The sequence below is a fragment of the Paenibacillus lutrae genome (assembly GCF_009757775.1).
Lineage (GTDB): Bacteria > Bacillota > Bacilli > Paenibacillales > NBRC-103111 > Paenibacillus_F > Paenibacillus_F lutrae.
In genome coordinates this window covers 136,985-158,830 of sequence record NZ_RHLK01000003.1, presented here as the reverse complement: position 1 = coordinate 158,830, position 21,846 = coordinate 136,985, and the positions used below count along the sequence as shown (strand labels likewise).

Below are 21,846 nucleotides of genomic sequence, written 5' to 3'. Positions count from 1 at the left end.
CTGCAGCGTGCCGCAGGCTAGCAAGTTCAGGCGGTTTGGAAGTGTCGTAGTTGTCAGGTCAGGCCCTGTTCATCTCTGCAAGGAGGTGGTCTTTATTATAGAGACAGGCCCTGCTTCTTAGGGCAGAAGGGCATGTATAGTGTGTTCCGCTTTTTTTTATGATAAAATAGGTAGGATTCGGATATAATTCGGATCTTCATTTGCATATAAGTTAGGTGTGAAACTATGAGAAACAAAACTTTACAGGTAGATAAACCTTTTGTTTACGACTATAGTCTTGAAGACTGGAAGCAGTGGACAGAGGAGAATAGAGAGCCGGCTTTCCGGGCCGGACAAATTTTTGATTGGCTGTATGTGAAACGTGTCACGGACTTTGAGGAGATGACGAATCTGTCCAAAGCGCTGCGCGAGAAATTGAAAGCCAGTTTTTCTTTCGTGACTTTGTCGGAAATCGCTAAGTATGAGTCCAAGGACGGAACAGTGAAATTCTTGTTCGAGCTTGCCGATAAGAATGCGATCGAAACGGTCATTATGAAACACAGTTACGGGAACAGCGTATGTGTGACTACACAGGTCGGCTGCCGGGTCGGCTGTACGTTCTGTGCATCTACACTGGGCGGGCTCAAACGCGACCTGCGTCCTGGCGAAATTGTCGCCCAGATCGTAAAAGCGCAGCAGCTGCTTGATGCCAAAGGCGAACGTGTAAGCTCAATCGTCATTATGGGAATCGGCGAGCCGTTTGAGAATTATGATGCGATGATGAAGTTCTTGAACATCATGATCCATCCGAAAGGGCTGAACATCGGTCAACGCCACATTACGGTTTCTACGAGCGGGATCGTCCCGAATATTTATCGTTTTGCGGATGAGGATACCCAGATTAACCTGGCCATCTCCATTCATGCGCCGAACAATGCTTTGCGTACGAAGCTGATGCCGGTTAACGTACGTTTTCCGTTTGAGGACCTGATTGAATCCTGCAAGTACTATATGGCCAAGACGGGCCGCCGTATTACGTTCGAATACGCCTTGATGGGCAATGTAAACGACCAGGCGGAACATGCCGAGGAACTGGCGCAGGTGCTTAAAGAAATGCCGATGTGCCACGTAAACTTGATTCCGGTCAATTATGTGCAGGAACGTAATTATGTCCGGACGACCCGTGACGATATTTTTAACTTTCAGCGCATTCTGGAACGCAACAAAATCAACGCGACCATACGCCGGGAACAAGGCAGCGACATTGCTGCAGCCTGCGGTCAACTGCGGGCAAAGCATATGGAAACGAAGTAACGGGGTGATTGCCGATGAGAATGGTAAGTGCAACCGATATCGGACGCGTCCGGTCGGTTAATGAAGATCGGGCCGTTTTTCAGCAGGGCATAGACGGCTTTTCCCTGGCTATAGTGGCTGACGGGATGGGAGGCCATCAGGCTGGCGACGTCGCCAGTCAGATGACGATCGATATGATCCTGGAAGAGCTTCAGTCTCTGAATGCGGCGATGTCGGTACAGGAATGCGAAGAAGCTGTGCAAGAGGCAATCCGCCAGACTAACCGCAAGGTGTTCGAGTATGCGTCCGGGAGCGATGATTTGCAGGGGATGGGTACCACTGCGGTTGTTCTGCTGGCTTCGCGGCAGATCGCTATTGTGGGCCATATCGGAGACAGCCGCGCCTACAAAATTAGCGGACCTTCCATCCTGCGTTTGACGGAGGATCATTCGCTTGTCAATGAACTGCTCAAGAACGGTCAATTGACTCCGGACGAAGCGGATCGTCATCCGCGGCGCAATGTAATTACAAGGGCGCTCGGTACCGAACCGGATGCACAACCGGACATTCAGCATTTGCTGTGGGAAGAAGGAGATATCATTCTTTTATGTTCGGATGGACTCAGCGGAATGGTCGATGATCAGACGATGCTGTCCATTATCCGCCAGGGGCCGGATCTGGAAACGATGGCGCAGGGGCTGCTGCAGGCTGCTCTGGATGCCGGCGGAGACGATAACATTACGCTCATTCTTATAGCCAATGAACCCGAGCCGGCTTCAGGGGGGGATGAGGCATGATCGGAACCAAACTTGGCGGCCGCTATGAAATTCTGGAACGAATCGGCGGCGGCGGAATGGCCCTTGTTTACAAAGGGCTCGATATTCTGCTGCACCGCAAAGTCGCCGTCAAAATGCTCCGCCAGCAGTATGTGAACGACGAAGAATTCATAAGAAGATTCCGCCGGGAGGCGCAGGCGGCTGCTTCCTTGTCTCACCCGAACGTAGTAAGTATTTATGACGTAGGGCAGGAAGGCGATGTTCATTACATCGTTATGGAATATGTAGAAGGCAGTACGCTCAATGAGCTGATCAAAGAGCGGGCACCGCTGCCTGTTGAGGAAGCGGTCCACTACGGCGCTCAAATTTCGGATGCGCTTGAGCACGCACACCAGAATGAAATTATTCATCGCGATATTAAACCGCACAATATTTTAATCGGCAAGAACGGGCGCGTGAAGGTGACGGATTTCGGAATCGCAAGAGCGGCGACTTCTTCGACGATTACACAAACCGGTTCGGTCGTCGGCTCGGTTCATTATTTTTCACCGGAGCATGCGAAAGGAACGAATACAGGAGAGAAATCAGACCTGTATTCTCTTGGCATCGTTCTCTATCAGATGCTTACCGGAGAACTGCCGTTTCACGGGGAAAGCCCGATCAGTGTTGCGCTCAAGCATCTGCAGGAAGATATACAGGATCCTCGGAATCTGAACCCGACTCTTCCTCAGAGCGTGGAGAATATCATTCTGAAGGCTGTGCGGAAGAAGCCGGAGGAGCGCTACCAGTCAGCCCGTCAGATGACGGAGGATCTGGAGACTTGCTTGCAGCCGAATCGCCGCAATGAGCCTAAAATCAGCTTTTATAACGACATTCATCATGACGATGATGAGAATACAATTGTCATCCCCGCTATCCGTCCTAACCAGAGCGTGCATGTTTTTGATGACGAAGACGATGAGGAAGAAAGCCGACAGGAGGTCCCCAAAGCGGCGGCCTCTTCCAGGACAGACTCATTGCCTAACAAAAAAAACAGTAAAAAAGCTGGGATATGGATCGGAATCCTGCTGGTTATCGCCGTCCTTCTCGGGGCCGCCATCTATTTTATTCAAGACAAAGCGGTTATTGCCGAGGTACCCGTGCCTGATGTGATTGGCAGTACGGTAGAACAGGCCAAAGCCAAATTGACGGCAGCCAAGCTTGGTTTCGAGGTGGAAGAGGTCTTTGACCCTAAAGCCGCAGGCACGGTGACGGACCAGACCCCGAGGGGCGACGGAATTAAGCTGAAAGAACAGTCCCAGGTACGGCTTAAAGTAAGCAAGGGGCCTGAGCTTAAGAAAATGCCGGCTTTGACGGGACTCAATGCGGAAGATGCGAAAGCGCAGCTGATGCAGGGATTCGGGCTTAAAGAAGAGCAAATTAAGATCACGTACGATTTCTCCGACAAGGCGGAGCCGAACACGGTCTTGGAGCAGACTCCGAAGGAGAATGAAGAGTTCGATGCGGCGGCAATATCCGTGAAGCTCGTAGCCAGTAAGGGCAAGGAAACAATCAAAATGCCTAACTTGGTCGGTCTTTCCAAAGAGGAAGCGGTCAGCCGGATCAGTGTAAGCAAACTCAAGGTCGGTGCTATCACGGAAGAGCCGAATTACAAGGTTGCCAAAGGCAAAGTAATCAAACAATTCCCATACGAAGCGGATAATGATGTGCCAATCGGTCAAACCATCGGTTTGATCGTCAGCTCCGGAATGCCGCAGGAAGCCGGGAAAATGGTCGTAAACCTGCCGCTTGTTCCTGCTGCTCCCGGCAAAACCTCTACGTTTAAGGTCATTGTTACGGATGCACAAAGGGACAATGAACAGTACCGGGCTGAAACGATCAGCCAGGCATTGGCTGTAGATGTCACGGTCATTGTCTCACCCGAGAAAAACGCCGTAATAACGGTTAAGGAAGATGACAAAATCGTTAGCGTTACAACAAAGACGTATCAGGATTATCTGAATCAACAGAACGGCAGTCCTTCTCCCACACCGTCCAGCAGCGCAACTTCTCAGCAGCCGCCCGGGAAGCTTGTAACGGAATCCGGCGGCAAGGACAAGGGAGACAAGAATAAGGACAAAGACAAGGACAAAGAAAAGGAAGACCATGACGAGTAATTGAAGGGGGATACAGATTTAATGCCTCAGGGATTGATCGTCAAAGCGCTCAGCGGATATTATTATGTGCTGCCGGAGGGCAGTAAACTGGGACAGGATGATCTTGTCCAGTGCCGGGCAAGAGGAGTTTTCAAAAAAAGAGGGATCTCTCCTCTAGTCGGTGACAGCGTGAAGTTCGAATTGACGGAGAACGGTGAAGGTACGGTAACGGAGATTGATAAACGTTCCTCCGAGATGATCCGGCCTCCGATTGCCAATGTAGATACGGCCATGCTCGTTTTCTCGATAGTGGAGCCGGTACTGAACTTACAGCTTCTGGATAAATTTCTCGTGCACATTGAGAATACCGGACTCGAAGCGGCCATCTGCCTGACCAAGGCCGATCTTATCAACGGAACGGCCGAAACCGGCAGCGAAGCGGATTCAGGGGATGACTCTCCTGAATCCTTAACAGCGGGCAAGGAAGACGAGGCGGCCCTGCTTGCTTCTATGCCAGAGTGGCTGCAGGAGGCGATCGGTTTGTACCGCCGCATCGGCTACCCTGTTCTCTTGACCAGCTCAAGACGGGCGGAAGGCGTGGAGCAGGTCGCGGAGTATCTCAACGGCAAAATCAGCGTATTCGCCGGTCAATCCGGCGTGGGCAAGTCTTCACTGCTCAATGCCATCGTCGCCGGCCTGGATCTCCAGACGAACGAGATCAGTCATAGACTCGGACGAGGTAAACATACCACCCGCCATGTTGAATTGATTCCTCTTGTCAAAGGCGGCTATGTAGCGGATACGCCGGGGTTCAGCCAGCTGGATTTTGTTGAACTGGAGGCTGAGTATCTCGGATCCTGTTTCCGTGAGTTCCAGCCTTTTGCAGAGAAATGCAAATTCCGTGGCTGCGTGCATCTCCATGAACCGGACTGCAAAGTACGCGAAGCAAGCGAGCGTGGGGAGATAGCTCTTACGCGCTATGAGCATTATCTGCTGTTTCTGAATGAAATGAAAGAAAAGAAAAGGAGGTACTGAGATGCTGCGAATAGCTCCATCCATCCTATCTGCCGATTTTGCCAAATTGGGTGAGGAAATACGGGAGGTAGAACAAGCGGGTGCAGATTGGATACATGTCGATGTGATGGACGGGCATTTCGTGCCCAACATTACGCTGGGACCGCCTATCGTATCGGCCATTCGTCCCCACACGTCTCTGCCTTTGGACGTTCATCTCATGATCGAGAAGCCTGAACGCTATATTGCGGATTTTGCAAAAGCGGGCGCCGATTATATCTCGGTTCATGCAGAAACCTGTCCACACCTGCACCGGACGCTGCATCAGATCAAGGAACAGGGGGTTAAGGCCGGGGTTGTACTGAATCCGGCGACTCCCCTGACTGCGATCGAGCACGTCCTGGAAGAAAGCCTGGATCTGGTATTGATTATGACGGTGAATCCGGGTTTTGGCGGCCAAGTATTCATTCCGGGCATGCTCGCCAAAATCCGTGCGCTCCGGAGCAGCCTGAGTGAACGGGGGCTGAATCATGTTGTGATTGAAGTGGACGGCGGCATTAATGTCCAGACCGCTCCTCTGGTCCATGAGGCGGGCGCTACGATGGCTGTAGCGGGCAATGCGGTGTTCGGTCGTCCGGACCGTACCGAAGCCATACGCGCAATCCGGGAAGCTTCTGAAGCCTGATTCGCGCAGGTCTTCCCTTTCGTCCGTGACGGCAACAATGCGCCGAAGCGTCATATAACTCCGAGTAGGAGCATACACTGGGTTACGAGAATTCAAGAATTCTTGTAGCCCTTTTTTTGTCGGGTTATAAGAAGGAAGTGGTGCCGATGCAGCAAGGAACGGAGCAGCATATTCGTTCTTGGCCAAGCACGTTTTTGCCCATGTGCGAATATACTAGAGATGATGACGAGACACGGCTTGCTGGCAAACATGAAGGAGGGGTAGAGGATGAAATTCTACACAGTCAAACTGCCGAAATTTCTGGGCGGATTTGTCAAAGCGATACTAAACACCTTCAGCAAGAACTAATATGAAGCTTCCGTTCCAGCTCTATGAAGGCACGAAAAAAAGCACCCCTCAAGGTGCTTTTTGTCTTTGATGAGCAATCGATTATACGCGCTCCACTTTGCCGGATTTCAGGGCACGGGTGCTAACGTAAACGCGCTTTGGTTTACCGTCCACCAGGATGCGTACTTTTTGTACGTTAACGCCCCATGTACGCTTGTTCTTGTTGTTTGCGTGAGAAACATGGTTTCCGGTCTTCGGGGATTTGCCAGTAATAAAGCATTTGCGAGACATGAATGACACCTCCTTATAAGTATACGAAACCGCCAGCATGGTAAGCATAAGCCTAGTACAAGCAAGGCAGCTTGTTGTAAACATGTGGCTCGTCGCCTGTAAATTCAGGGCATCGGTTTGGGTTCGTTCTACCGCATTCAATAAACACACTTAAACATAATAGCATAGCGAAAAAGAGATAGTCAACGAATAGACGCCATTTTTGTCATTTATTTATTTCATCGGTTATAGTACAATGAGGATTAGTCCTATTGACCTTTTTTGAAGGAGTTGGTATTTCCATGCCAATCGAAGTTACGAATGAGTTAGGGAAAATACATGTAACCGACGAAGTTGTCGCAGTACTTGCCGGTTCTGCCGCGCTGGATTGCTACGGCTTGGTAGGGATGGCCTCACGCAAACAGCTTAAAGACGGTATTGCTGAGCTGCTCGGACGTGATAATCTGGGGCGTGGTGTAGAGGTTCGCCGAGAACAGGACCGCGTAGAGATTGATTTATACATTATTGTAAGCTACGGAACTAAAATATCTGTCGTAGCCCACAACGTTCAGACCAAAGTGAAGTACGTGCTGAATGAAGTTGTTGGTCTCCATGTTGACGAGGTTCACATATTTGTTCAAGGGGTTAGGGTATCCCGGTAATCAGGAAGGAGAATACCATTGAGTAAGCGCTTTAACACAATAAATGGCAATGATTTTATGCAGATGGTGTTTGCTGGAGCTGACAACCTGCGCAGAAATGTGGAACGGGTGAACGGATTGAACGTTTTCCCGGTTCCTGACGGTGATACCGGAACGAATATGAACCTCACTCTAACTTCAGGCGTCGAGGAACTGAAACGCAAGCCTTCTACGCATATCGGCAAAGCCGCTGAGGCGTTGTCTAAGGGACTATTGATGGGCGCAAGAGGAAACTCCGGCGTTATTCTGTCCCAACTATTCAGAGGCTTTGCTAAATATGCACACGATCTCGAAGAAGTGGATATGCAGCAGTTTGCAGCGGCGCTTCAGCAGGGGGTGGATACGGCCTACAAGGCGGTTGTCAAACCTGTGGAGGGTACCGTTCTCACGGTCTCCAAAGAAGCCGCCAAGCACGCCGTGCAGATAGCAAGACGCACCTCGGATATAACGGAACTGGTCGAAGAGGTGCTGAAGCAGGCCAATGAGACGCTGTCCAAGACTCCGGACCTTCTTCCCGTTCTTAAGCAGGTCGGTGTTGTTGATGCCGGCGGTCAAGGGCTGGTTTGTATTTATGAAGGCTTCGTAACGGCGCTCAAAGGTGAACAGGAAGACTCGGCATCGTTAATGGCGGGGGATGCTCCCGTACTGGAGCAGCTGACCAAGGATAAGAACATCGAGTCTTTACAGCTTGCGCACGAAGCGCATCATATGGACAGAACGAGCCCTGCTCAACTTCACATGTCTACCGATGATATTGAATTCGGCTATTGTACCGAGTTTCTTTTGAAAATAGTGCCGGGCAAGACAAAAGGCCTTGATTTCAATGAAATCAATTTCCGCAGCCAGCTGGGGGATCACGGGGACTCCCTGCTCGTTGTAGCGGATGACGAACTGGTGAAAGTTCATATTCATGCGGAATATCCGGGTGAAGTCATGAATCTGGCTATGGGCTATGGCGATCTGACACGCATCAAAATCGAGAACATGCGGGACCAGCATTCGCATATTCTTGAAGAGGCTGCTGAGGTTTACGAACGCGAAGCGGAAGCGGAGGCGGAACGCTCCGTTGTTCAAGCGCCTGTTGAGTTGAAGCCTTACGGATTCGTAGCCGTCGCACTCGGCCAAGGAATCAATGAGATTCTGACGAGCGTGGGTGTGGATGTTGTCTTGTCCGGCGGCCAGACCATGAATCCGAGTACCGAGGACATCGTCAAAGCGATCGAGCAGATTCATGCGGAAACGGTCTTTATTCTCCCCAATAACTCCAATATCATTATGGCTGCCAAACAAGCCAAAGATCTTGTAGAGGACAAGCGGATCGTCGTCATACCGACGAAATCGATTCCGCAGGGGCTTGCTTCTATTCTTGCTTTCCAGGAGAAAGCGGATGCCGAAGAGAACGAACAGACCATGAACGAAGCTATTCAGAATGTCCGGTCCGGACAAGTTACATTTGCGGTCCGTGATACTTCCATTGATGGCATTGAGATCAAGGAAGGGCATTTTATCGGTATTCAGGACGGGAAAATCGTTGTGTCCGAGCAGGATCTTATTGAAGCGAGCTGCAAGCTCATGGACCATATGATCGGCGAAGACGCAGAGATCGCCACGATTCTGACGGGTGAGGATGCGGATGAGGAACACACAGCCCGTCTTACCGCGTACATTGAAGAGCGTCATCCTCAGATTGAAATCGAGCTCCATCCGGGCGGGCAGCCGCTTTACGCCTATATATTTTCCGTAGAGTAAGAGAGGGGTACGCATATGAGCCGTGTTCGCATTGTAACGGACAGCACATCAGATATTCCCGCAGCCACACGTGAAAAGCTGGGTATTGAAATGGTTCCGCTCAAAATTCATCTCGATGGAGAGACGTATTTGGATGCGGTCACGCTTCAGCCTGACCATTTCTATCATAAGCTGGTTACCGCCAAAAGCATGCCTTCCACTTCCCAGCCGTCACCGGCGGAGTTTCTTACTCTCTATGAAAAGCTGCTTGCGGAAGACCCGGAGGTTCAAATTATATCCATCCACCTGTCTTCGGCCATGAGCGGAACGTACCAGTCCGCGCTGCTTGCCAAATCCATGCTTGAAACGGACAGAGTGGAAGTGATTGATTCCAAGTCGGCTTGTTACGGCATAGGAGCACTCGCAGTCGCCGCAGCCGAAGCGGCCCGAGAAGGCAAGAGCGTGGAAGAATGTACGAAGATCGTACGCAGCATGCGGGAAACGTTCGCTATTTATTTTTTAGTAGATACGCTTGAATTTCTGCAAAAGGGCGGGAGAATCGGCAAGGCATCCGCTTTGATCGGTTCTCTGCTCAATATTAAACCTATTCTATCGGTTGACCCCGAAGGGGAAATTGCATCCGTAGATAAGGTGCGGGGGCAGAAGAAGGCAATGGCCCGCATCATTGACATGCTGCGCCGGGACGTACCGAGCGGCGCTCTTCATGTCAGTGTGGCACATGCTAACAATATGGAAGCGGCGGAAGAGCTGCATCGCCTGATTGAGCAGAACTTTACGGTTAAAAGCATGCAGTACATCTCAATCGGTCCGGTTATCGGTGCCCATGCAGGTCCGGGTACGGTCGCTGCATTCGTGAGTCCTGCCTAGTCATGGATTTAAATCATATACCGGTGACAGATGTCCGTGGTATCGGCGGACAGAAGGCCGAAGAATTGCAGGCTCTTGGCATTACCCGCGTTGCCGATCTGCTTGAGTACTACCCGTATCGTTATGAAGACTATTCCATCCGCGATTTGACGCTGGTTAAAGACGGGGAAAAGATTACGGTGCAGGGTAAAATCATGTCCCAGCCCGTCTTACAGCGGTTCGGCCGCAAAAATAGACTCAGCTGTAAAGTGGTCATTGACCACTTTTTTGTTACCGCCGTGTGGTTTAACCGGCAGTTTCTCAAAGATCAGCTGATTCCTAACCGTGATATTGTATTGACTGGAAAATGGGATCAGCGCCGTCATCAGATGACGGTGGCGGATTCCGAATTTCCGGATAAGGGAACGACCAAAACCGGCACATTGCAGCCGGTTTATTCGATTGGCGGGTCCCTTACGCAGAAATGGATGCGCAAGGCTACTGCTCAGGCGCTTGCGCAGTACAGCGCGATGGTAAGTGAAATCATTCCTGCCGAGTTTCTGCGCAAATACAGGCTGCTTCCACGCAGAAGGGCGATGGAGATTATCCACCGGCCCGAGGGGATGGAAGACGGGAACGAAGCGCGGAAACGGATGGTGTATGAGGAGCTGTTCCTGTTCCAGCTCAAAATGCACGCTTTTCGCGCGATCACCCGTGAGCGCATGAGCGGGCTTGCCCAGGAAGTGGACCTGCCTAAGGTCCGCGCTTTTGTCCGCGCTCTGCCGTTCACTCTGACGCCTTCGCAGAAGAAGGTTATCGCGGAGATCCTGCATGATATGCAGGAGCCTTTCACGATGAACCGGCTGCTTCAAGGCGATGTGGGCGCCGGCAAGACGGTTGTCGCGGCAGCTGCGCTGTATGCGGCCGTAACAGCCGGCTGCCAGGGCTCGCTGATGGTGCCGACGGAGATTCTGGCCGAACAGCACTCTCGCTCGCTCAAAGCGATGTTCGAGCCTTACGGTTTCCAGGTGGCTCTGCTTACAGGCAGCACGACCGCCCGGCAGCGGAGGGAAATTCTGGCCTCCCTCCAAATGGGGATGATCGACATTATTGTCGGCACGCATGCCCTCATTCAGGAGGATGTGTATTTCCGCAAGCTGGGGCTTGTCGTTACCGACGAGCAGCACCGGTTCGGAGTCAATCAGCGCAGCATCCTGCGGCGCAAAGGAATGAACCCCGATGTGCTGACGATGACGGCGACGCCGATTCCACGGACGCTTGCGATTACGGCCTTCGGCGATCTGGACGTCTCGACGCTCCGTGAGCTGCCCAAAGGCCGTAAGCCGATCAAGACATACTGGGTCCGTCACGAGATGTTCGACCGTGTGCTTGGTTTCATTCGCCGCGAAGCCGATGAAGGCAGACAAGCGTACGTGATTTGTCCGCTTATCGAGGAATCCGAGAAGCTGGACGTGCAGAATGCCATTGACGTCCACGTGCAGCTGCAGCAAGCATTTCCTGATCTGCGGGTAGGCCTGCTGCACGGGCGGATGAGCGCGGCCGAGAAGGAGGATGTGATGCGCCGGTTCAAGGACGGCGAAATCCATACCCTTGTCTCGACTACGGTCATCGAGGTCGGAGTTGATGTGCCGAATGCGACGCTGATGGTGATCTACGATGCGGACCGGTTCGGATTGTCCCAACTGCATCAGCTTCGCGGACGAGTGGGACGCGGAGAGCATCAGTCTTTCTGCGTCCTGATTGCCGATCCGAAGACAGAGGTCGGCAAGGAGCGGATGCAGGCGATGACAGACACGGTAGACGGCTTCGAAATCGCCCGCCGGGATTTGGAGCTTCGCGGTCCGGGAGACTTCTTCGGGACGAAACAGAGCGGTCTGCCGGATTTTCGGATCGCCGATATGATGGTCGATTTCGAAACGATGGAGCTGGCCCGCGACGATGCGGCCGAGCTGGTAGCCCGGCCGGAATTCTGGACGGCTGCGGAGTATATGCCCCTGCGGGACTTCCTGCAGCGCGAGCTTATTTTTGATGGGGATGTTATGGATTAAGTCTGTACCGATCGGCCTCGGGCCGGTCGGTTTTCTTTTTGTGAGAGAGAAATTGGATTAAGACAGGCACGATTAGGCAGGTTCCCACATATGCTAGCACGGATGGGATATCGGGAGGTGTTAAAGTGAGCTATCAGCAATACGGAATAGACCCGGCTCTGGTGGAGCGGATTAAAACGAAAATGAAAAAACCGGAAGTCAAAGAGCGGGTTAAAGGACTGCTGCAAGGCGTCACAAAATCCGATTTGCAGAACCGGCAGAAGGTAGCTTCGTTCGTGTCTCAACTGTCTAAGATCGTGGGAGAACCGCTTACTCAAGGGCAGGCAGCCGTACTGATTGATTTCGTTATTGCACAGAAAATAGACCCGAACAATACGTTTCATCTGCTCAAACTGTGGGGGATGTTTCGTTAAACAGAAAAGAATCTTGCAAGCTTTTTTTGATGGAGTCCGCTTATTAACGCCAACTGTCTTTGTGCAGATGCTGCATGAGGGTGAACGGTGTTTTTTTTTATTTTATTTACATATTCCGGAAGTGTGCAATAAAAGCCGGTTTTTTTACAAGATTAACCGCTTGATTAACGAATATATGTTCGGTATTATGAGTATAATAGATAAGGGAACATACATTCTTATTGGAGTGATCTTATGTCACGCTTGGTATTGCTATCGGATTGTCAGTCATTCTATGCAAGCGTGGAGAAGGCTGCGCATCCGGAATATGCGGAATATCCGGTCATTGTAGCGGGAGACCCGGAGAGGAGAGCCGGAATTGTGCTTGCGGCCTGCCCGATGGCCAAGTCATGGGGGATTACGACGGCCGAGACAGTGGGGACTGCTGTAGCCAAATGTCCCGACGTTGTCGTCCTAAAGCCGCGGATGCAAACGTACATCAACTGTTCTTTGCTGATTACGGAGATTTATGAGAAGTTTTCGGATCTGGTGGAGCCGTTCAGCTGTGATGAGCAGTTCATTGACATTACAGACAGTACGGGAATATTCGGTACGGCTGTCGAGATTGCCAAACAAATACAGGAACGGGTGCTGGTATCGACGGGTGTGTTTGCGAGGGTGGGCATTTCCGAAACGAAGATTCTGGCCAAAATGGCGACAGATATTTATGCCAAGAAATCAGACGAAGGAATCTTCGTCCTGCCCCGATCGGAGATCGCCGATTTGCTGTGGCACCAGCCGGTGAACAAGATGTACGGGGTAGCCAGCCGGATGACGGCGCATTTTGCACGGATGGGCATTTATACAATAGGAGATATCGCCAAGCTGTCTCTGCCCGAGTTTAAGAAGAAAATGAAAGTACGTCTGGGGAAGAACAGCGATATCCAGGCGGAAGTTTACTGGCGCACTGCGCACGGACTTGATGATTCACCGGTATCGCCGGGAACCTTCGATCAATCCCAGCAGGCAATCGGCCATGGCATGACGCTGCCGAGGGATTATACGAAGAGAGAAGAGATTGATGTCGTCCTGCTTGAATTGGCGGAAGAAGTATGCCGGCGCTGCAGATCCAAAGGCTTCGCAGGAAGAGTGATACATACTGGAGCGATGGGGGCGGACTATGACATGCCCACGGGCTTTCATCGCCAGGCTACACTGCCGGATCCTACCAACATGACCCGCGAGGTCTATGAAGGTGTCCGGCGTATATTTTATAAGCATTGGAACGGGCATCCTGTACGTAAACTATCCGTCACTTTATCGGATCTTACGCCGGATAATGTGTACCAGCTTACTTTTTTCGGGAACAGGGAGAAGACCCGTAAACTTGAGCATGCAACAGACGAAATCAAAAATCGGTTTGGAACGACTTCGATTCTGAGGGCTTCCTCTTACCAGGCATCCGGTCAGGCGATAGAACGGTCGCACAAAATTGGGGGGCATTACAAGTGAACAGCAAAAAATTATCGGGAAATGGATTATGGGAATCCAGTAGAATGCTTTTGCCTGAGCACCGTGAAGCTCTTATACAAAGAAGAAAGGAGCACCCCGAGCAAAGGAGCCAGATGGCTGTATTGGAAGAGCTCGTGCTCATAAAGAACTATGCCATTCTTCCGATTATGCTGACGGTCGTGGAAACGAGCCTGCGTAAAACTCAAACCCAAGTAACGGATAATGCCCTGAAGAAGTTGTATTTAGTAGCTGCCAATATTCTGATCGACCGGATTGTGCGGGATATTTCCGAAACGAAGAAATTACTTCGCGAGCAGGGGATTAAGGTCTATGAGGATGAGAAAATAGACGGGAACCTGCGGGTTAAGTTTATTTGCCGGGGGTACGAGGATGATATTGCCATTGTCCGGGACGTAGTCAAGTCGGAGATATCCATTAAGATCCAAAGATATATTGAAGAGATAGCTCAACAGCTGTCTGCAAGGGGGAAGTCTTGAGAGGAGATATTCATTCCCCGCTCCCGTCCTGAAATCAAAACACCTTGCAATTGTATGCGGCCAGTCGTCGGAAATCAACCGGCGACTGGTTATTTAGTTTGGTTTGAATGCGATCTTAACATGTTTAACATTGTGGCGTTGAAACTATTTCTCTATCCGCTACGAATATATAAACGGATAGACAAAAAGGAGGTGGTGCCGCCTGGACGAGCTGCGCCTGATAAAGAAAATCCAGCGAAACGGCGACCGCGCCGCCGCCGATGAACTGGTGCAAGGCTACTATGACGAGATTTACGGCTTCGTGAGGAAACAAGTTTCAAATGCAGATATTGCTATTGAACTGACACAGGAGATATTTATCTCCATGCTCAGGACAATCGGGTTTTACGATAGGAAGCGGGGTGCGGGATTCCGGACGTGGCTGTACAGGATTGCCGCAAATAAGGTTGTTGATTGGTTCCGCTCACGCGCCTACCGCACGATGACCAGAACCATATCGCTTGACGAGGTGGAGCCCATTGATGAAGCAGACTTTATTCGGCAATTTGAAGACAGGGACTTCACGGAGAAGATATGCGCTTTTGTGGGCGGTTTGCCTCCGGATACGCAGAAAATCTTCCGGCTTCACATCTTCGGCGGGTACACGTTCTCTGAAATCGCAGGTATCGAAGGACTTCCCGAGGGAAGCGTGAAATCCAAGTATTACCGCCTTATCAACCTGATTAGAAAGGAATTTGCTGATTATGGATAAGAAAACAAAGAGTGCAAGCATTGAATACATTCTTTCGCAAGGCTTAGTCAAGCCGCAAACGACGATAGAACGGATTGTGGAAATGCTGCGCACCCTGGGCCTGCGCACCATATTTTGGGATACGGGGTACAGCTTGGTTTTCTCCGCTGTCACTCTCGCAGTTGTTCTCGTGCTGTTCGGCTTTGCGCCTGATGATTACCGCTTCTCCGCTGCCATCGCTGTTGCCCCGCTAGTCTTCCTGCTGATAACCATGTTTGCCGAAACAACGGAGCGGACAGGCGGGCTATACGAATTAAAACAGACTTGCCGGTACACCATCCGGCAGATAACCGCACTGCGGGTGATTTGTTACTCGGTCCTTGGCTTTGTGTTCACTACGGTCATCACGACAATCAGCACAGACAGCGGCTATGAATTTCTTTCATTGTTTCCGATTTGCCTGTCCGCCCTGTTTCTCTGCGCTACCTTGAGTATATCCTTTCTGCGTTTTCTTCACGGCAAATGGGTAAATGCGTTGTTCTCCGCGGTGTGGGTGTTCGTAAATATCGTAATCCCATTCTCGTTAGGGGAAAAATGGGAGACAACACTACGAGAAATGCCGATTGCTTTTTCGGTTGTGCTTGCCGTTCTCGGAGGGGCAGCACTCTCTTATCAAATCTCAAAAATGATGGCGGGGGTAAAGAAATATGCTATTGCTTAACAATGTGACTAAGAAATATGGGGATTTCACTGCATTGGAGGATATTAACCTCGAATTCTCTGGCGGTGTCTACGCCTTGCTTGCCCCAAACGGCGCGGGCAAGACTACATTGATCAAAATGCTCACGACACTCATCTTCCCCACAAAGGGGGAAATCCTTTGGAACGGAGATGAAATCGTCGGGCTTGATGCTTCGTACCGCGACATTATCGGCTATTTGCCGCAGGACTTCGGCTATTATAGGAACCACTCGCCGAGAGAGTTCCTTCTATATATGTCAGCGTTAAAGTGTCTCGATCGGGACAAATCAAAGCGCAAGACTGACGAACTCATTGATCTTGTGGGCTTGTCGGACGTGAGAGACAAGAAGATGAAGAAGTTCTCAGGTGGTATGATTCAGCGCGTCGGAATCGCCCAGGCTATGCTGAACGATCCCAAAATCCTGATTCTCGACGAACCTACCGCAGGGCTTGACCCAAAAGAACGCGTCCGCTTCCGCAACCTGATCTCGTCCCTATCCAAAGACCGCATTGTCATACTTTCAACGCATATTGTGTCGGACATTGAGACGATTGCAAGCAGGGTTATTATGTTCAAAAATCACAGATTGTTTACCAACGAGTCACCTGCATCGATATGCAGTACGCTCATGGGCAAAGTCTATGAAACAGACGACATAGCCGATATCCATACGCCTTATCTAGTGCTAACTGAACACCAGGAGAACGGCAAAACCGTTACTCGCTTCGCGAGTGAGATCGACTGCGGCGATGTCGCGCGAAGCGTCAGCCCCAACCTGGAGGACGTGTTTCTATACATATATCGGGATGAGGCCATGTGAGGTGAGAGTTATGCTACTCGGGTACGAGCTGAGAAAACTTGTGTTTTCACCCGCGATGGTTGGAATCGTTGCCCTCTGCATCGTTTTTAACGCTGTTATTGCGATAGTCGGCTACAACGATTACCGCCCGGATTACGAAGCAGAAGCTGTCAATATCTTCGAGGGATTGAAGGCAAGCGAAATCGGTGAGGGATATATAAGGAAGTACAACATCACGGGCGAAAACGCCGAGAATATACGCAGCAAGTATACAAAACTGCAACCTGTCATTGATGAGAAAGCCGCTAACGGCGACGCTTTGTCCACTTACTTCGGCGGACAGACTTATTACCGCCACAGCCTGTTGTTCGAGACCCTGTTTATGGCCATTATCGCGGAAAGCTGTTTGCTGGCGTTATTTGCCGCGCTCATATCGGTAACTTACGAAAACTTGAGAGGGACCGAACCTATTATTTACGCTTCAAAAATTGGAAGAGGGATACTCCGAACAAAACTGTGTGCCTCACTGATGGCGGCAGCAGCCATGACTGTCGTAATCCTGGGAGTGAGTCTGTGCGTTTTTTTCCTCCGATTCAATTTTGGGGATGTATGGAACGATAACGTATCAAGTACGTTTAACTACGCTGTGAATGAATACGGCAAGCCATTCATCACATGGCACAGCTTCACGGTCGGGGGATATCTTTGGGCCACAATCGGAGCCACTTTTGGTCTGGCAGTTTGCTTTGTTTTGTTAGGATACGCAGCGGGGGTATTTGTCCGTAACGGATACGGAGCATTTATTATCGCTGCATCGGTAGTCGGTGTCACATTTCTTGCGAAACCCCTTTTTCCGATCGGCTCGGTTTCACGGGGCATTTTTACCCTTACTCCCGTCTGGTTATGGGAAAATAGCGGAGCATGGTTTACCGACGGCGGAGTGGATATTATATGGGCGAACTTTGAGAGCTTGGGGCTTGTTGTCTCCCTTGCTGTACTTTCCGTCGCCGCATTCATTTCCACCCAACTATTTAAGAAGAGGGAGCTATTATGAGAGTCTTTGTAAATGAACTCAAGAAATTATGGAATTGGCGCATTGTTGCGCTGATCACTGCGATGGCTGCCTTGACATGGTTTGCATTCTTGAGCGAAGCAATACGCTCCTATGATAGTCTAACCACCCATGGTAAATACGGTTCCTATCAGAATGAAATGTTTGCACTTTACGGCGATACGCTTGAACCGGAAGAACTGGCCGATTATGATATTCCCGGCAAAAAGAATGCCCTCATTTCTAAAATGGATGAAATTATCTCAAACGAGGCGATTTTTACCGAAAACAATATCTATAGCTACGCTGATTATGAAGATTTTGCCGATAACGGCAACTCCACCGACCTAAGCGAGGAGGAAAGGGAAATCTTCAATGATACCAATTCCGCCATGCGGAGCAAGCTTGATTATGGCACCAGCGTACAAACCCTGGATGAATGGTATGCTTCGCCGCTAATAAGGTTGCAGACGCTGGGGGCGCTCGAACACACCTATGTCGACTATGAGGCTTCTCTTAGCCGCTATATAGACAACGATTCCCGCCCTGTGGTCGTCCGCACCGCTGAGAAATTACTGCAAATGCGCAATGCAAACTTGATCCGATACGACCTTATTACGGGCTTTTCGCTTTATACCGCTACTATTGGGGTGTTTACCGTAGTTGCCGTACTCATTCTTATTGCACCCTTGCTGACAACCGATCGCATGCGGAAGGTAAACCTAATGCAGTATTCGTCAACGATCGGCCGCAGGATTTTTAGGCTGCAATTTGCTGCAACTATGGTAAGCACCCTCGTTTTAGCTATCCTTTTGATTGCTACCGCCTATATTCCGTTCCTTGCAGCGGGCGCAGGGGATTATTGGAATACGCCTATCATGTCGTTTACTATTTCGGAAATGCAGCTGTATAACATTACCTTCGGGCAGTATGCTCTCATACTTGCGGGAATGATCCTTGCACTAAGTGTCGGTACGGCATGTTTCGCGTTTATACTTGCGAGGTTCAGTACGAATATTGTGATGATGCTGATTAAGACCGTTCCGGTCGTTGTTGCGGTTGCGGGAATAGCCGTACTTTCCATCAACATGGCATTATCGTATAATAACATCGTTTTCAATACGATCTATGGCAGATTTGATGCGCCGGAGGTTATCGTATGCGGCTTCGTTGCCGTTATCGGAATCATTGCAACGGTAGTTGTAATAATACGGGAGAAGTATGTTGATGCCGTTTAAAAATCTAACCGCCAATCTCATCAAGATGTCGGTTGAGGGATGCGGGGCACAGCCGGATCCTGTACAATGAAAGAAGCAGAAACGAAACGCAAGGAGGCTCCCCGGATGTGCGGAAGATATACGATAACGGTTACGCTGGAGGAATTGATGGCCCGGTTTGATCTCGACGGCTCTCACATCCCTTATCACATACCCAAATATAACGTGGCTCCGGGCCAGATGGTGCTTGCCGTTATTCACGACGGGAGCCGCCGCCGTATCGGTGAACTGAAATGGGGGCTTGTTCCCGAATGGAGCCAGGACGAAGGAATGGGCTCCAAAATGATCAATGCCCGTGCCGAAACGGCTGCGGATAAGCCTGCCTACCGCGTTCCGCTGCGGCGCAGGCGCTGTCTGATTCCCGCGGATGGCTTCTACGAATGGAAGCGTACGGCAGGAGGTAAGCAGCCGCTGCGGATTACGCTGAAACACGGCGGATTGTTTGCGATGGCAGGGCTGTACGATACATGGACATCCCCGGAGGGCAGGAAGGTCAGCACCTGCACGGTTCTGACAACAGCTCCGAACCGTCTCGTCGCCGATATCCACGACCGTATGCCGGTTATTCTTCGCCCGGAGGACGAAGGATTATGGCTGAACCGGGGCGTTCGGGAGCCGGAGCCCCTGCTTCCGCTGCTCCGTGCCTATGATGCCGAAGAAATGGAGGCTTATCCAGTCTCTCCGCTGGTCGGTAGTGTCCGCAATGATAGTCCCGAATTAGTTGCACGGATAGACCTGAACGCATCTCCTGGAGGGACTGATTCGCGGGGAGGGGAGCCTACGAAGACCGGGGGCCCTATCCAGCAAAGCTGGCTGTTCTAGAGGAATGAATGAAGGGATGCTCTGCCGCTTTCGTTTCTTATTCCAAAGTACGAGCACAAAAAGCCGATATCCTTCTTCAGGATCCCGGCTTTTCTTTATACAAACGATTAGTCTAGTTTCGGAGAGGGTTCGGCCGTGTCGGCAATATTCTCGAGCTTCTCATAGATAGCCAGAAGGACTTCCAGCTCGCTTGGGTCCAGACGAAAGTAATAGTTCCTGATACTCTCTGTAGCCCGCTTCCGCGCTTCTTTGAGGATTTTGAGGCCATGCTCGGTTATGGAAACCATCACCACCCGCCGGTCTGTTTCATCATGATGCCGGGTCACGAGCTGGTTATTTTCCATCCGGTCAATCATGACCGTAATCGCACTCGGTTTGACTTCCATTATTTCGGCCAGCTGTGTAATCTTACCGGGTCCTTCTTCGGCAATCCAGTTGAGTACATGAAATTGAGGCGGGGTTAGCCCCATTTCTTTGAAGTGAGACGTTTGCGGACCAATCTTCCGGTAAAAGGACATGGTTGTCTTCAGAATACGATTGACAATCATTTCGTTATCCGTCATGAAGAGTCGCTCCTCCCTTCGGCTAAAGGTATATTTTACTAATGAGTATTTAAATACACTTAAATATTAAGTGCTGCGTAAAAAAAAGTCAATGATCCCCTCTTCAACCCTTGATAAGAAACGGAACAAAAACTATCCGTCCCTGCCAGGGAGAAAAGAAGCTTTTTAAAGAGCCGATGTGATACAATAAAAAGAGCGGACTAGCTTGCGGAGGTAGAGATGAGAAGGACAATAAACCCACACAGGAAACCCGTATGGATCGGCTCTCTACTGGCACTGTTGACCGGCTGCATGATTCTCGGACAAGCGTATGCTTTTCTATGGACAGAGCAGCAGAAGCTGAATAGTAGAAACCATTTGTTCTGGGATTCGTATTTAAACGCCATGTACGGTGTTGATAAAAGCTGGTCCCCGGTTATTAAGCGGTTGAAGGATGATGCCGATCCGCAGCAGACGGGGAATAATTCGGGCTTACGCCTGTATAATGCGGACCAGAGACTCTTATTTGACGCTCGTACACAAAGTGCAGTTGGGGGAGATGCCTCGAAGCCCTTGAATGTGCGTCCGTTAAAAAGCGGCGATGTTACAATCGGCTTCTATAGCATTGATGAACCGGGGCTCCTGCACCCGGAACCGCCTTTTTGGGCAGCCGCAGCCGTAGGCTCGCTCGTGGTAGGATTGATTGTCGGCCTATCCCTCAAACGGGGAAATAGAAGAATTCAGGCGCTGCTCGAACGGATCTCGTTTCGCTTGGCTATCCTGGCAAGAGGAAATGGCGGGGAAGAGCCATCTAGACGAAGCAGAGAGACAGGGTTCTTGGATTGGGAAGCAAGAGCCGCTGAGGCGGATGAACTTTTGAAGGGGATCGAAGATAAACTTCGTCAAATGGAGAGTGTGCGTCCCCGCATGATTGCGGATCTGACTCAAGAGCTCCGGCGGCCGCTTACGCTGCTGAAGTCCCAGCTTGAGCAGGCTTGTATAGACGAGGCGCGGTTAACGACCGATAAGGCAGCTGTCCTGTTCGAGGAAGTGAGCCGAATGTCGTTTCTCGTCACGGATATGCAGCAGCTCATGCTGGCAGAAGCGGGCCGTCTGGAGATGGAGAAGCAGTGGTTCTCGCTCAGAAGCATCCTAGACCCGCTAATTGAGCAGCATACGCAGGAGGCTGGAGCAGCCGGAATCCATCTCCGCTACGCCGCTTCCAGAGAGGTGAGCATCTATGGCGACCGATACAAGCTGGAGCAAGTATTTATCCATCTGCTCGGGAATGCTCTCCGTCAAGCCCGCTCGGAAACCGTTGTATCCGTTACGGCCAATGATCTGGAAGTAGTCGTTACCGTGCGGGATGACGGGGCAGGCTTGACGGGTGAAGAAATACCGCATCTATTTGAACGTTTTTATAGGACCGCATACGATGGCGCGGCCGCAGCTGCTCAGCCGGGTCTTGGATTCGGGCTGGCCATCGTAAAACAGTATGTCGAAGCCCACAACGGGAGCGTTTCCGCGGCCAGTGCGGTAGGCCGTGGGGTAACTTTTACCGTGAGGCTGCCTATTTTTTCACAAACGCAATAATAATTAGCCAATACAGCGGCATACCTTCAGACAGGAGGGACGACG

Annotated in this window: 22 protein-coding genes; 20 read left to right on the top strand and 2 right to left on the bottom strand. The window is 50.8% G+C overall.

Going from position 1 to position 21,846, the window contains the following annotated elements; translation table 11 throughout:
- Nucleotides 1–225 precede the first annotated feature (225 nt).
- The 6 genes from rlmN to spoVM all read left to right on the top strand — a co-directional run bounded on the left by rlmN (nucleotide 226) and on the right by spoVM (nucleotide 6,230).
- Nucleotides 226–1,293, top strand: coding sequence for a dual-specificity RNA methyltransferase RlmN (gene rlmN / locus EDM21_RS06745; RefSeq protein WP_157334109.1), 1,068 nt, complete (start codon nucleotides 226–228; stop codon nucleotides 1,291–1,293).
- Between the two features lie 14 nt (nucleotides 1,294–1,307).
- Nucleotides 1,308–2,069: a Stp1/IreP family PP2C-type Ser/Thr phosphatase gene (locus EDM21_RS06740; RefSeq protein ID WP_157334107.1), complete on the top strand. Its 762-nt coding sequence runs from the start codon at nucleotides 1,308–1,310 to the stop codon at nucleotides 2,067–2,069.
- Nucleotides 2,066–4,204, top strand: a complete 2,139-nt coding sequence (pknB, locus tag EDM21_RS06735) for a Stk1 family PASTA domain-containing Ser/Thr kinase (protein ID WP_157334105.1) — start codon at nucleotides 2,066–2,068, stop codon at nucleotides 4,202–4,204. Before EDM21_RS06740 ends, pknB begins: the two co-directional genes overlap by 4 nt.
- Before the next feature lie 21 nt (nucleotides 4,205–4,225).
- Nucleotides 4,226–5,218 carry a ribosome small subunit-dependent GTPase A gene (gene rsgA, locus EDM21_RS06730; RefSeq protein WP_157334103.1) on the top strand — a complete coding sequence of 331 codons (993 nt, stop codon included), beginning with the start codon at nucleotides 4,226–4,228 and terminating at the stop codon, nucleotides 5,216–5,218.
- Nucleotide 5,219: 1 nt separating this feature from the next.
- A complete protein-coding gene (gene rpe, locus EDM21_RS06725; RefSeq protein WP_157334101.1) occupies nucleotides 5,220–5,882 on the top strand; it encodes a ribulose-phosphate 3-epimerase in 663 nt (220 codons plus the stop codon).
- Nucleotides 5,883–6,149: 267 nt separating this feature from the next.
- Nucleotides 6,150–6,230, top strand: coding sequence for a stage V sporulation protein SpoVM (gene spoVM / locus EDM21_RS06720; protein ID WP_036658759.1), 81 nt, complete (start codon nucleotides 6,150–6,152; stop codon nucleotides 6,228–6,230).
- An 81-nt stretch (nucleotides 6,231–6,311) separates the two neighbouring features.
- Here spoVM and rpmB read toward each other — a convergent pair whose 3' ends face one another.
- A complete protein-coding gene (gene rpmB, locus EDM21_RS06715) occupies nucleotides 6,312–6,500 on the bottom strand; it encodes a 50S ribosomal protein L28 (protein WP_068774569.1) in 189 nt (62 codons plus the stop codon).
- Between the two features lie 281 nt (nucleotides 6,501–6,781).
- Here rpmB and EDM21_RS06710 point away from each other — a divergent pair, with 281 nt between their 5' ends.
- The 13 genes from EDM21_RS06710 (at nucleotide 6,782) to EDM21_RS06650 (ending at nucleotide 19,666) form a co-directional block, all read left to right on the top strand.
- Nucleotides 6,782–7,141, top strand: coding sequence for an Asp23/Gls24 family envelope stress response protein (locus tag EDM21_RS06710; RefSeq protein ID WP_068774570.1), 360 nt, complete (start codon nucleotides 6,782–6,784; stop codon nucleotides 7,139–7,141).
- 18 nt (nucleotides 7,142–7,159) lie between these two features.
- Nucleotides 7,160–8,929 carry a DAK2 domain-containing protein gene (locus EDM21_RS06705; RefSeq protein ID WP_157334099.1) on the top strand — a complete coding sequence of 590 codons (1,770 nt, stop codon included), beginning with the start codon at nucleotides 7,160–7,162 and terminating at the stop codon, nucleotides 8,927–8,929.
- A 15-nt stretch (nucleotides 8,930–8,944) separates the two neighbouring features.
- Nucleotides 8,945–9,796: a DegV family protein gene (locus tag EDM21_RS06700; protein WP_157334098.1), complete on the top strand. Its 852-nt coding sequence runs from the start codon at nucleotides 8,945–8,947 to the stop codon at nucleotides 9,794–9,796.
- Nucleotides 9,797–9,798: 2 nt separating this feature from the next.
- On the top strand, nucleotides 9,799–11,844 hold the full coding sequence (gene recG / locus EDM21_RS06695; RefSeq protein ID WP_157334096.1) for an ATP-dependent DNA helicase RecG: 2,046 nt from the start codon (nucleotides 9,799–9,801) through the stop codon (nucleotides 11,842–11,844).
- Between the two features lie 125 nt (nucleotides 11,845–11,969).
- Nucleotides 11,970–12,257: a stage VI sporulation protein F gene (locus EDM21_RS06690; RefSeq protein ID WP_068774574.1), complete on the top strand. Its 288-nt coding sequence runs from the start codon at nucleotides 11,970–11,972 to the stop codon at nucleotides 12,255–12,257.
- Nucleotides 12,258–12,491: 234 nt separating this feature from the next.
- A complete protein-coding gene (locus tag EDM21_RS06685) occupies nucleotides 12,492–13,748 on the top strand; it encodes a DNA polymerase IV (RefSeq protein WP_157334094.1) in 1,257 nt (418 codons plus the stop codon).
- On the top strand, nucleotides 13,745–14,245 hold the full coding sequence (locus EDM21_RS06680; RefSeq protein WP_338043944.1) for a hypothetical protein: 501 nt from the start codon (nucleotides 13,745–13,747) through the stop codon (nucleotides 14,243–14,245). Before EDM21_RS06685 ends, EDM21_RS06680 begins: the two co-directional genes overlap by 4 nt.
- Before the next feature lie 202 nt (nucleotides 14,246–14,447).
- Nucleotides 14,448–14,996 carry a sigma-70 family RNA polymerase sigma factor gene (locus EDM21_RS06675; protein WP_157334879.1) on the top strand — a complete coding sequence of 183 codons (549 nt, stop codon included), beginning with the start codon at nucleotides 14,448–14,450 and terminating at the stop codon, nucleotides 14,994–14,996.
- Nucleotides 14,989–15,696 carry a hypothetical protein gene (locus EDM21_RS06670; protein WP_157334092.1) on the top strand — a complete coding sequence of 236 codons (708 nt, stop codon included), beginning with the start codon at nucleotides 14,989–14,991 and terminating at the stop codon, nucleotides 15,694–15,696. The genes EDM21_RS06675 and EDM21_RS06670 overlap by 8 nt, the downstream gene beginning before the upstream one ends.
- Nucleotides 15,683–16,537 carry an ABC transporter ATP-binding protein gene (locus EDM21_RS06665; protein ID WP_157334090.1) on the top strand — a complete coding sequence of 285 codons (855 nt, stop codon included), beginning with the start codon at nucleotides 15,683–15,685 and terminating at the stop codon, nucleotides 16,535–16,537. Before EDM21_RS06670 ends, EDM21_RS06665 begins: the two co-directional genes overlap by 14 nt.
- A 1-nt stretch (nucleotide 16,538) precedes the next feature.
- Nucleotides 16,539–17,570, top strand: coding sequence for a hypothetical protein (locus EDM21_RS06660; RefSeq protein ID WP_157334088.1), 1,032 nt, complete (start codon nucleotides 16,539–16,541; stop codon nucleotides 17,568–17,570).
- Nucleotides 17,567–18,805, top strand: a complete 1,239-nt coding sequence (locus EDM21_RS06655; RefSeq protein ID WP_157334086.1) for a hypothetical protein — start codon at nucleotides 17,567–17,569, stop codon at nucleotides 18,803–18,805. Before EDM21_RS06660 ends, EDM21_RS06655 begins: the two co-directional genes overlap by 4 nt.
- 105 nt (nucleotides 18,806–18,910) lie before the next feature.
- Complete coding sequence (locus tag EDM21_RS06650; RefSeq protein WP_157334084.1) at nucleotides 18,911–19,666, top strand: SOS response-associated peptidase; 756 nt, start codon at nucleotides 18,911–18,913, stop codon at nucleotides 19,664–19,666.
- Nucleotides 19,667–19,773: 107 nt separating this feature from the next.
- On the opposite strand, the gene EDM21_RS06645 is transcribed toward EDM21_RS06650, so the two are convergent.
- Complete coding sequence (locus tag EDM21_RS06645) at nucleotides 19,774–20,229, bottom strand: MarR family winged helix-turn-helix transcriptional regulator (RefSeq protein ID WP_157334082.1); 456 nt, start codon at nucleotides 20,227–20,229, stop codon at nucleotides 19,774–19,776.
- 219 nt (nucleotides 20,230–20,448) lie between these two features.
- Between EDM21_RS06645 and EDM21_RS06640 the strand changes: the two genes are divergently transcribed.
- Complete coding sequence (locus EDM21_RS06640) at nucleotides 20,449–21,801, top strand: sensor histidine kinase (RefSeq protein ID WP_157334080.1); 1,353 nt, start codon at nucleotides 20,449–20,451, stop codon at nucleotides 21,799–21,801.
- The last annotated feature ends 45 nt before the right edge of the window (nucleotides 21,802–21,846 follow it).

Excerpts from the sequence above, each read along its gene's own strand:
- EDM21_RS06640 (WP_157334080.1), top strand. The coding sequence starts at position 20,449 with ATGAGAAGGACAATAAACCCACACAGGAAACCCGTATGGATCGGCTCT.
- rpe (WP_157334101.1), top strand. The coding sequence starts at position 5,220 with ATGCTGCGAATAGCTCCATCCATCCTATCTGCCGATTTTGCCAAATTG.
- EDM21_RS06650 (WP_157334084.1), top strand. The coding sequence starts at position 18,911 with ATGTGCGGAAGATATACGATAACGGTTACGCTGGAGGAATTGATGGCC.
- pknB (WP_157334105.1), top strand. The coding sequence starts at position 2,066 with ATGATCGGAACCAAACTTGGCGGCCGCTATGAAATTCTGGAACGAATC.
- spoVM (WP_036658759.1), top strand. The coding sequence starts at position 6,150 with ATGAAATTCTACACAGTCAAACTGCCGAAATTTCTGGGCGGATTTGTC.
- recG (WP_157334096.1), top strand. The coding sequence starts at position 9,799 with ATGGATTTAAATCATATACCGGTGACAGATGTCCGTGGTATCGGCGGA.
- EDM21_RS06710 (WP_068774570.1), top strand. The coding sequence starts at position 6,782 with ATGCCAATCGAAGTTACGAATGAGTTAGGGAAAATACATGTAACCGAC.
- rsgA (WP_157334103.1), top strand. The coding sequence starts at position 4,226 with ATGCCTCAGGGATTGATCGTCAAAGCGCTCAGCGGATATTATTATGTG.
- EDM21_RS06655 (WP_157334086.1), top strand. The coding sequence starts at position 17,567 with ATGAGAGTCTTTGTAAATGAACTCAAGAAATTATGGAATTGGCGCATT.
- EDM21_RS06685 (WP_157334094.1), top strand. The coding sequence starts at position 12,492 with ATGTCACGCTTGGTATTGCTATCGGATTGTCAGTCATTCTATGCAAGC.
- EDM21_RS06740 (WP_157334107.1), top strand. The coding sequence starts at position 1,308 with ATGAGAATGGTAAGTGCAACCGATATCGGACGCGTCCGGTCGGTTAAT.
- EDM21_RS06645 (WP_157334082.1), bottom strand. The coding sequence starts at position 20,229 with ATGACGGATAACGAAATGATTGTCAATCGTATTCTGAAGACAACCATG.
- rpmB (WP_068774569.1), bottom strand. The coding sequence starts at position 6,500 with ATGTCTCGCAAATGCTTTATTACTGGCAAATCCCCGAAGACCGGAAAC.
- EDM21_RS06700 (WP_157334098.1), top strand. The coding sequence starts at position 8,945 with ATGAGCCGTGTTCGCATTGTAACGGACAGCACATCAGATATTCCCGCA.
- EDM21_RS06670 (WP_157334092.1), top strand. The coding sequence starts at position 14,989 with ATGGATAAGAAAACAAAGAGTGCAAGCATTGAATACATTCTTTCGCAA.
- EDM21_RS06665 (WP_157334090.1), top strand. The coding sequence starts at position 15,683 with ATGCTATTGCTTAACAATGTGACTAAGAAATATGGGGATTTCACTGCA.
- rlmN (WP_157334109.1), top strand. The coding sequence starts at position 226 with ATGAGAAACAAAACTTTACAGGTAGATAAACCTTTTGTTTACGACTAT.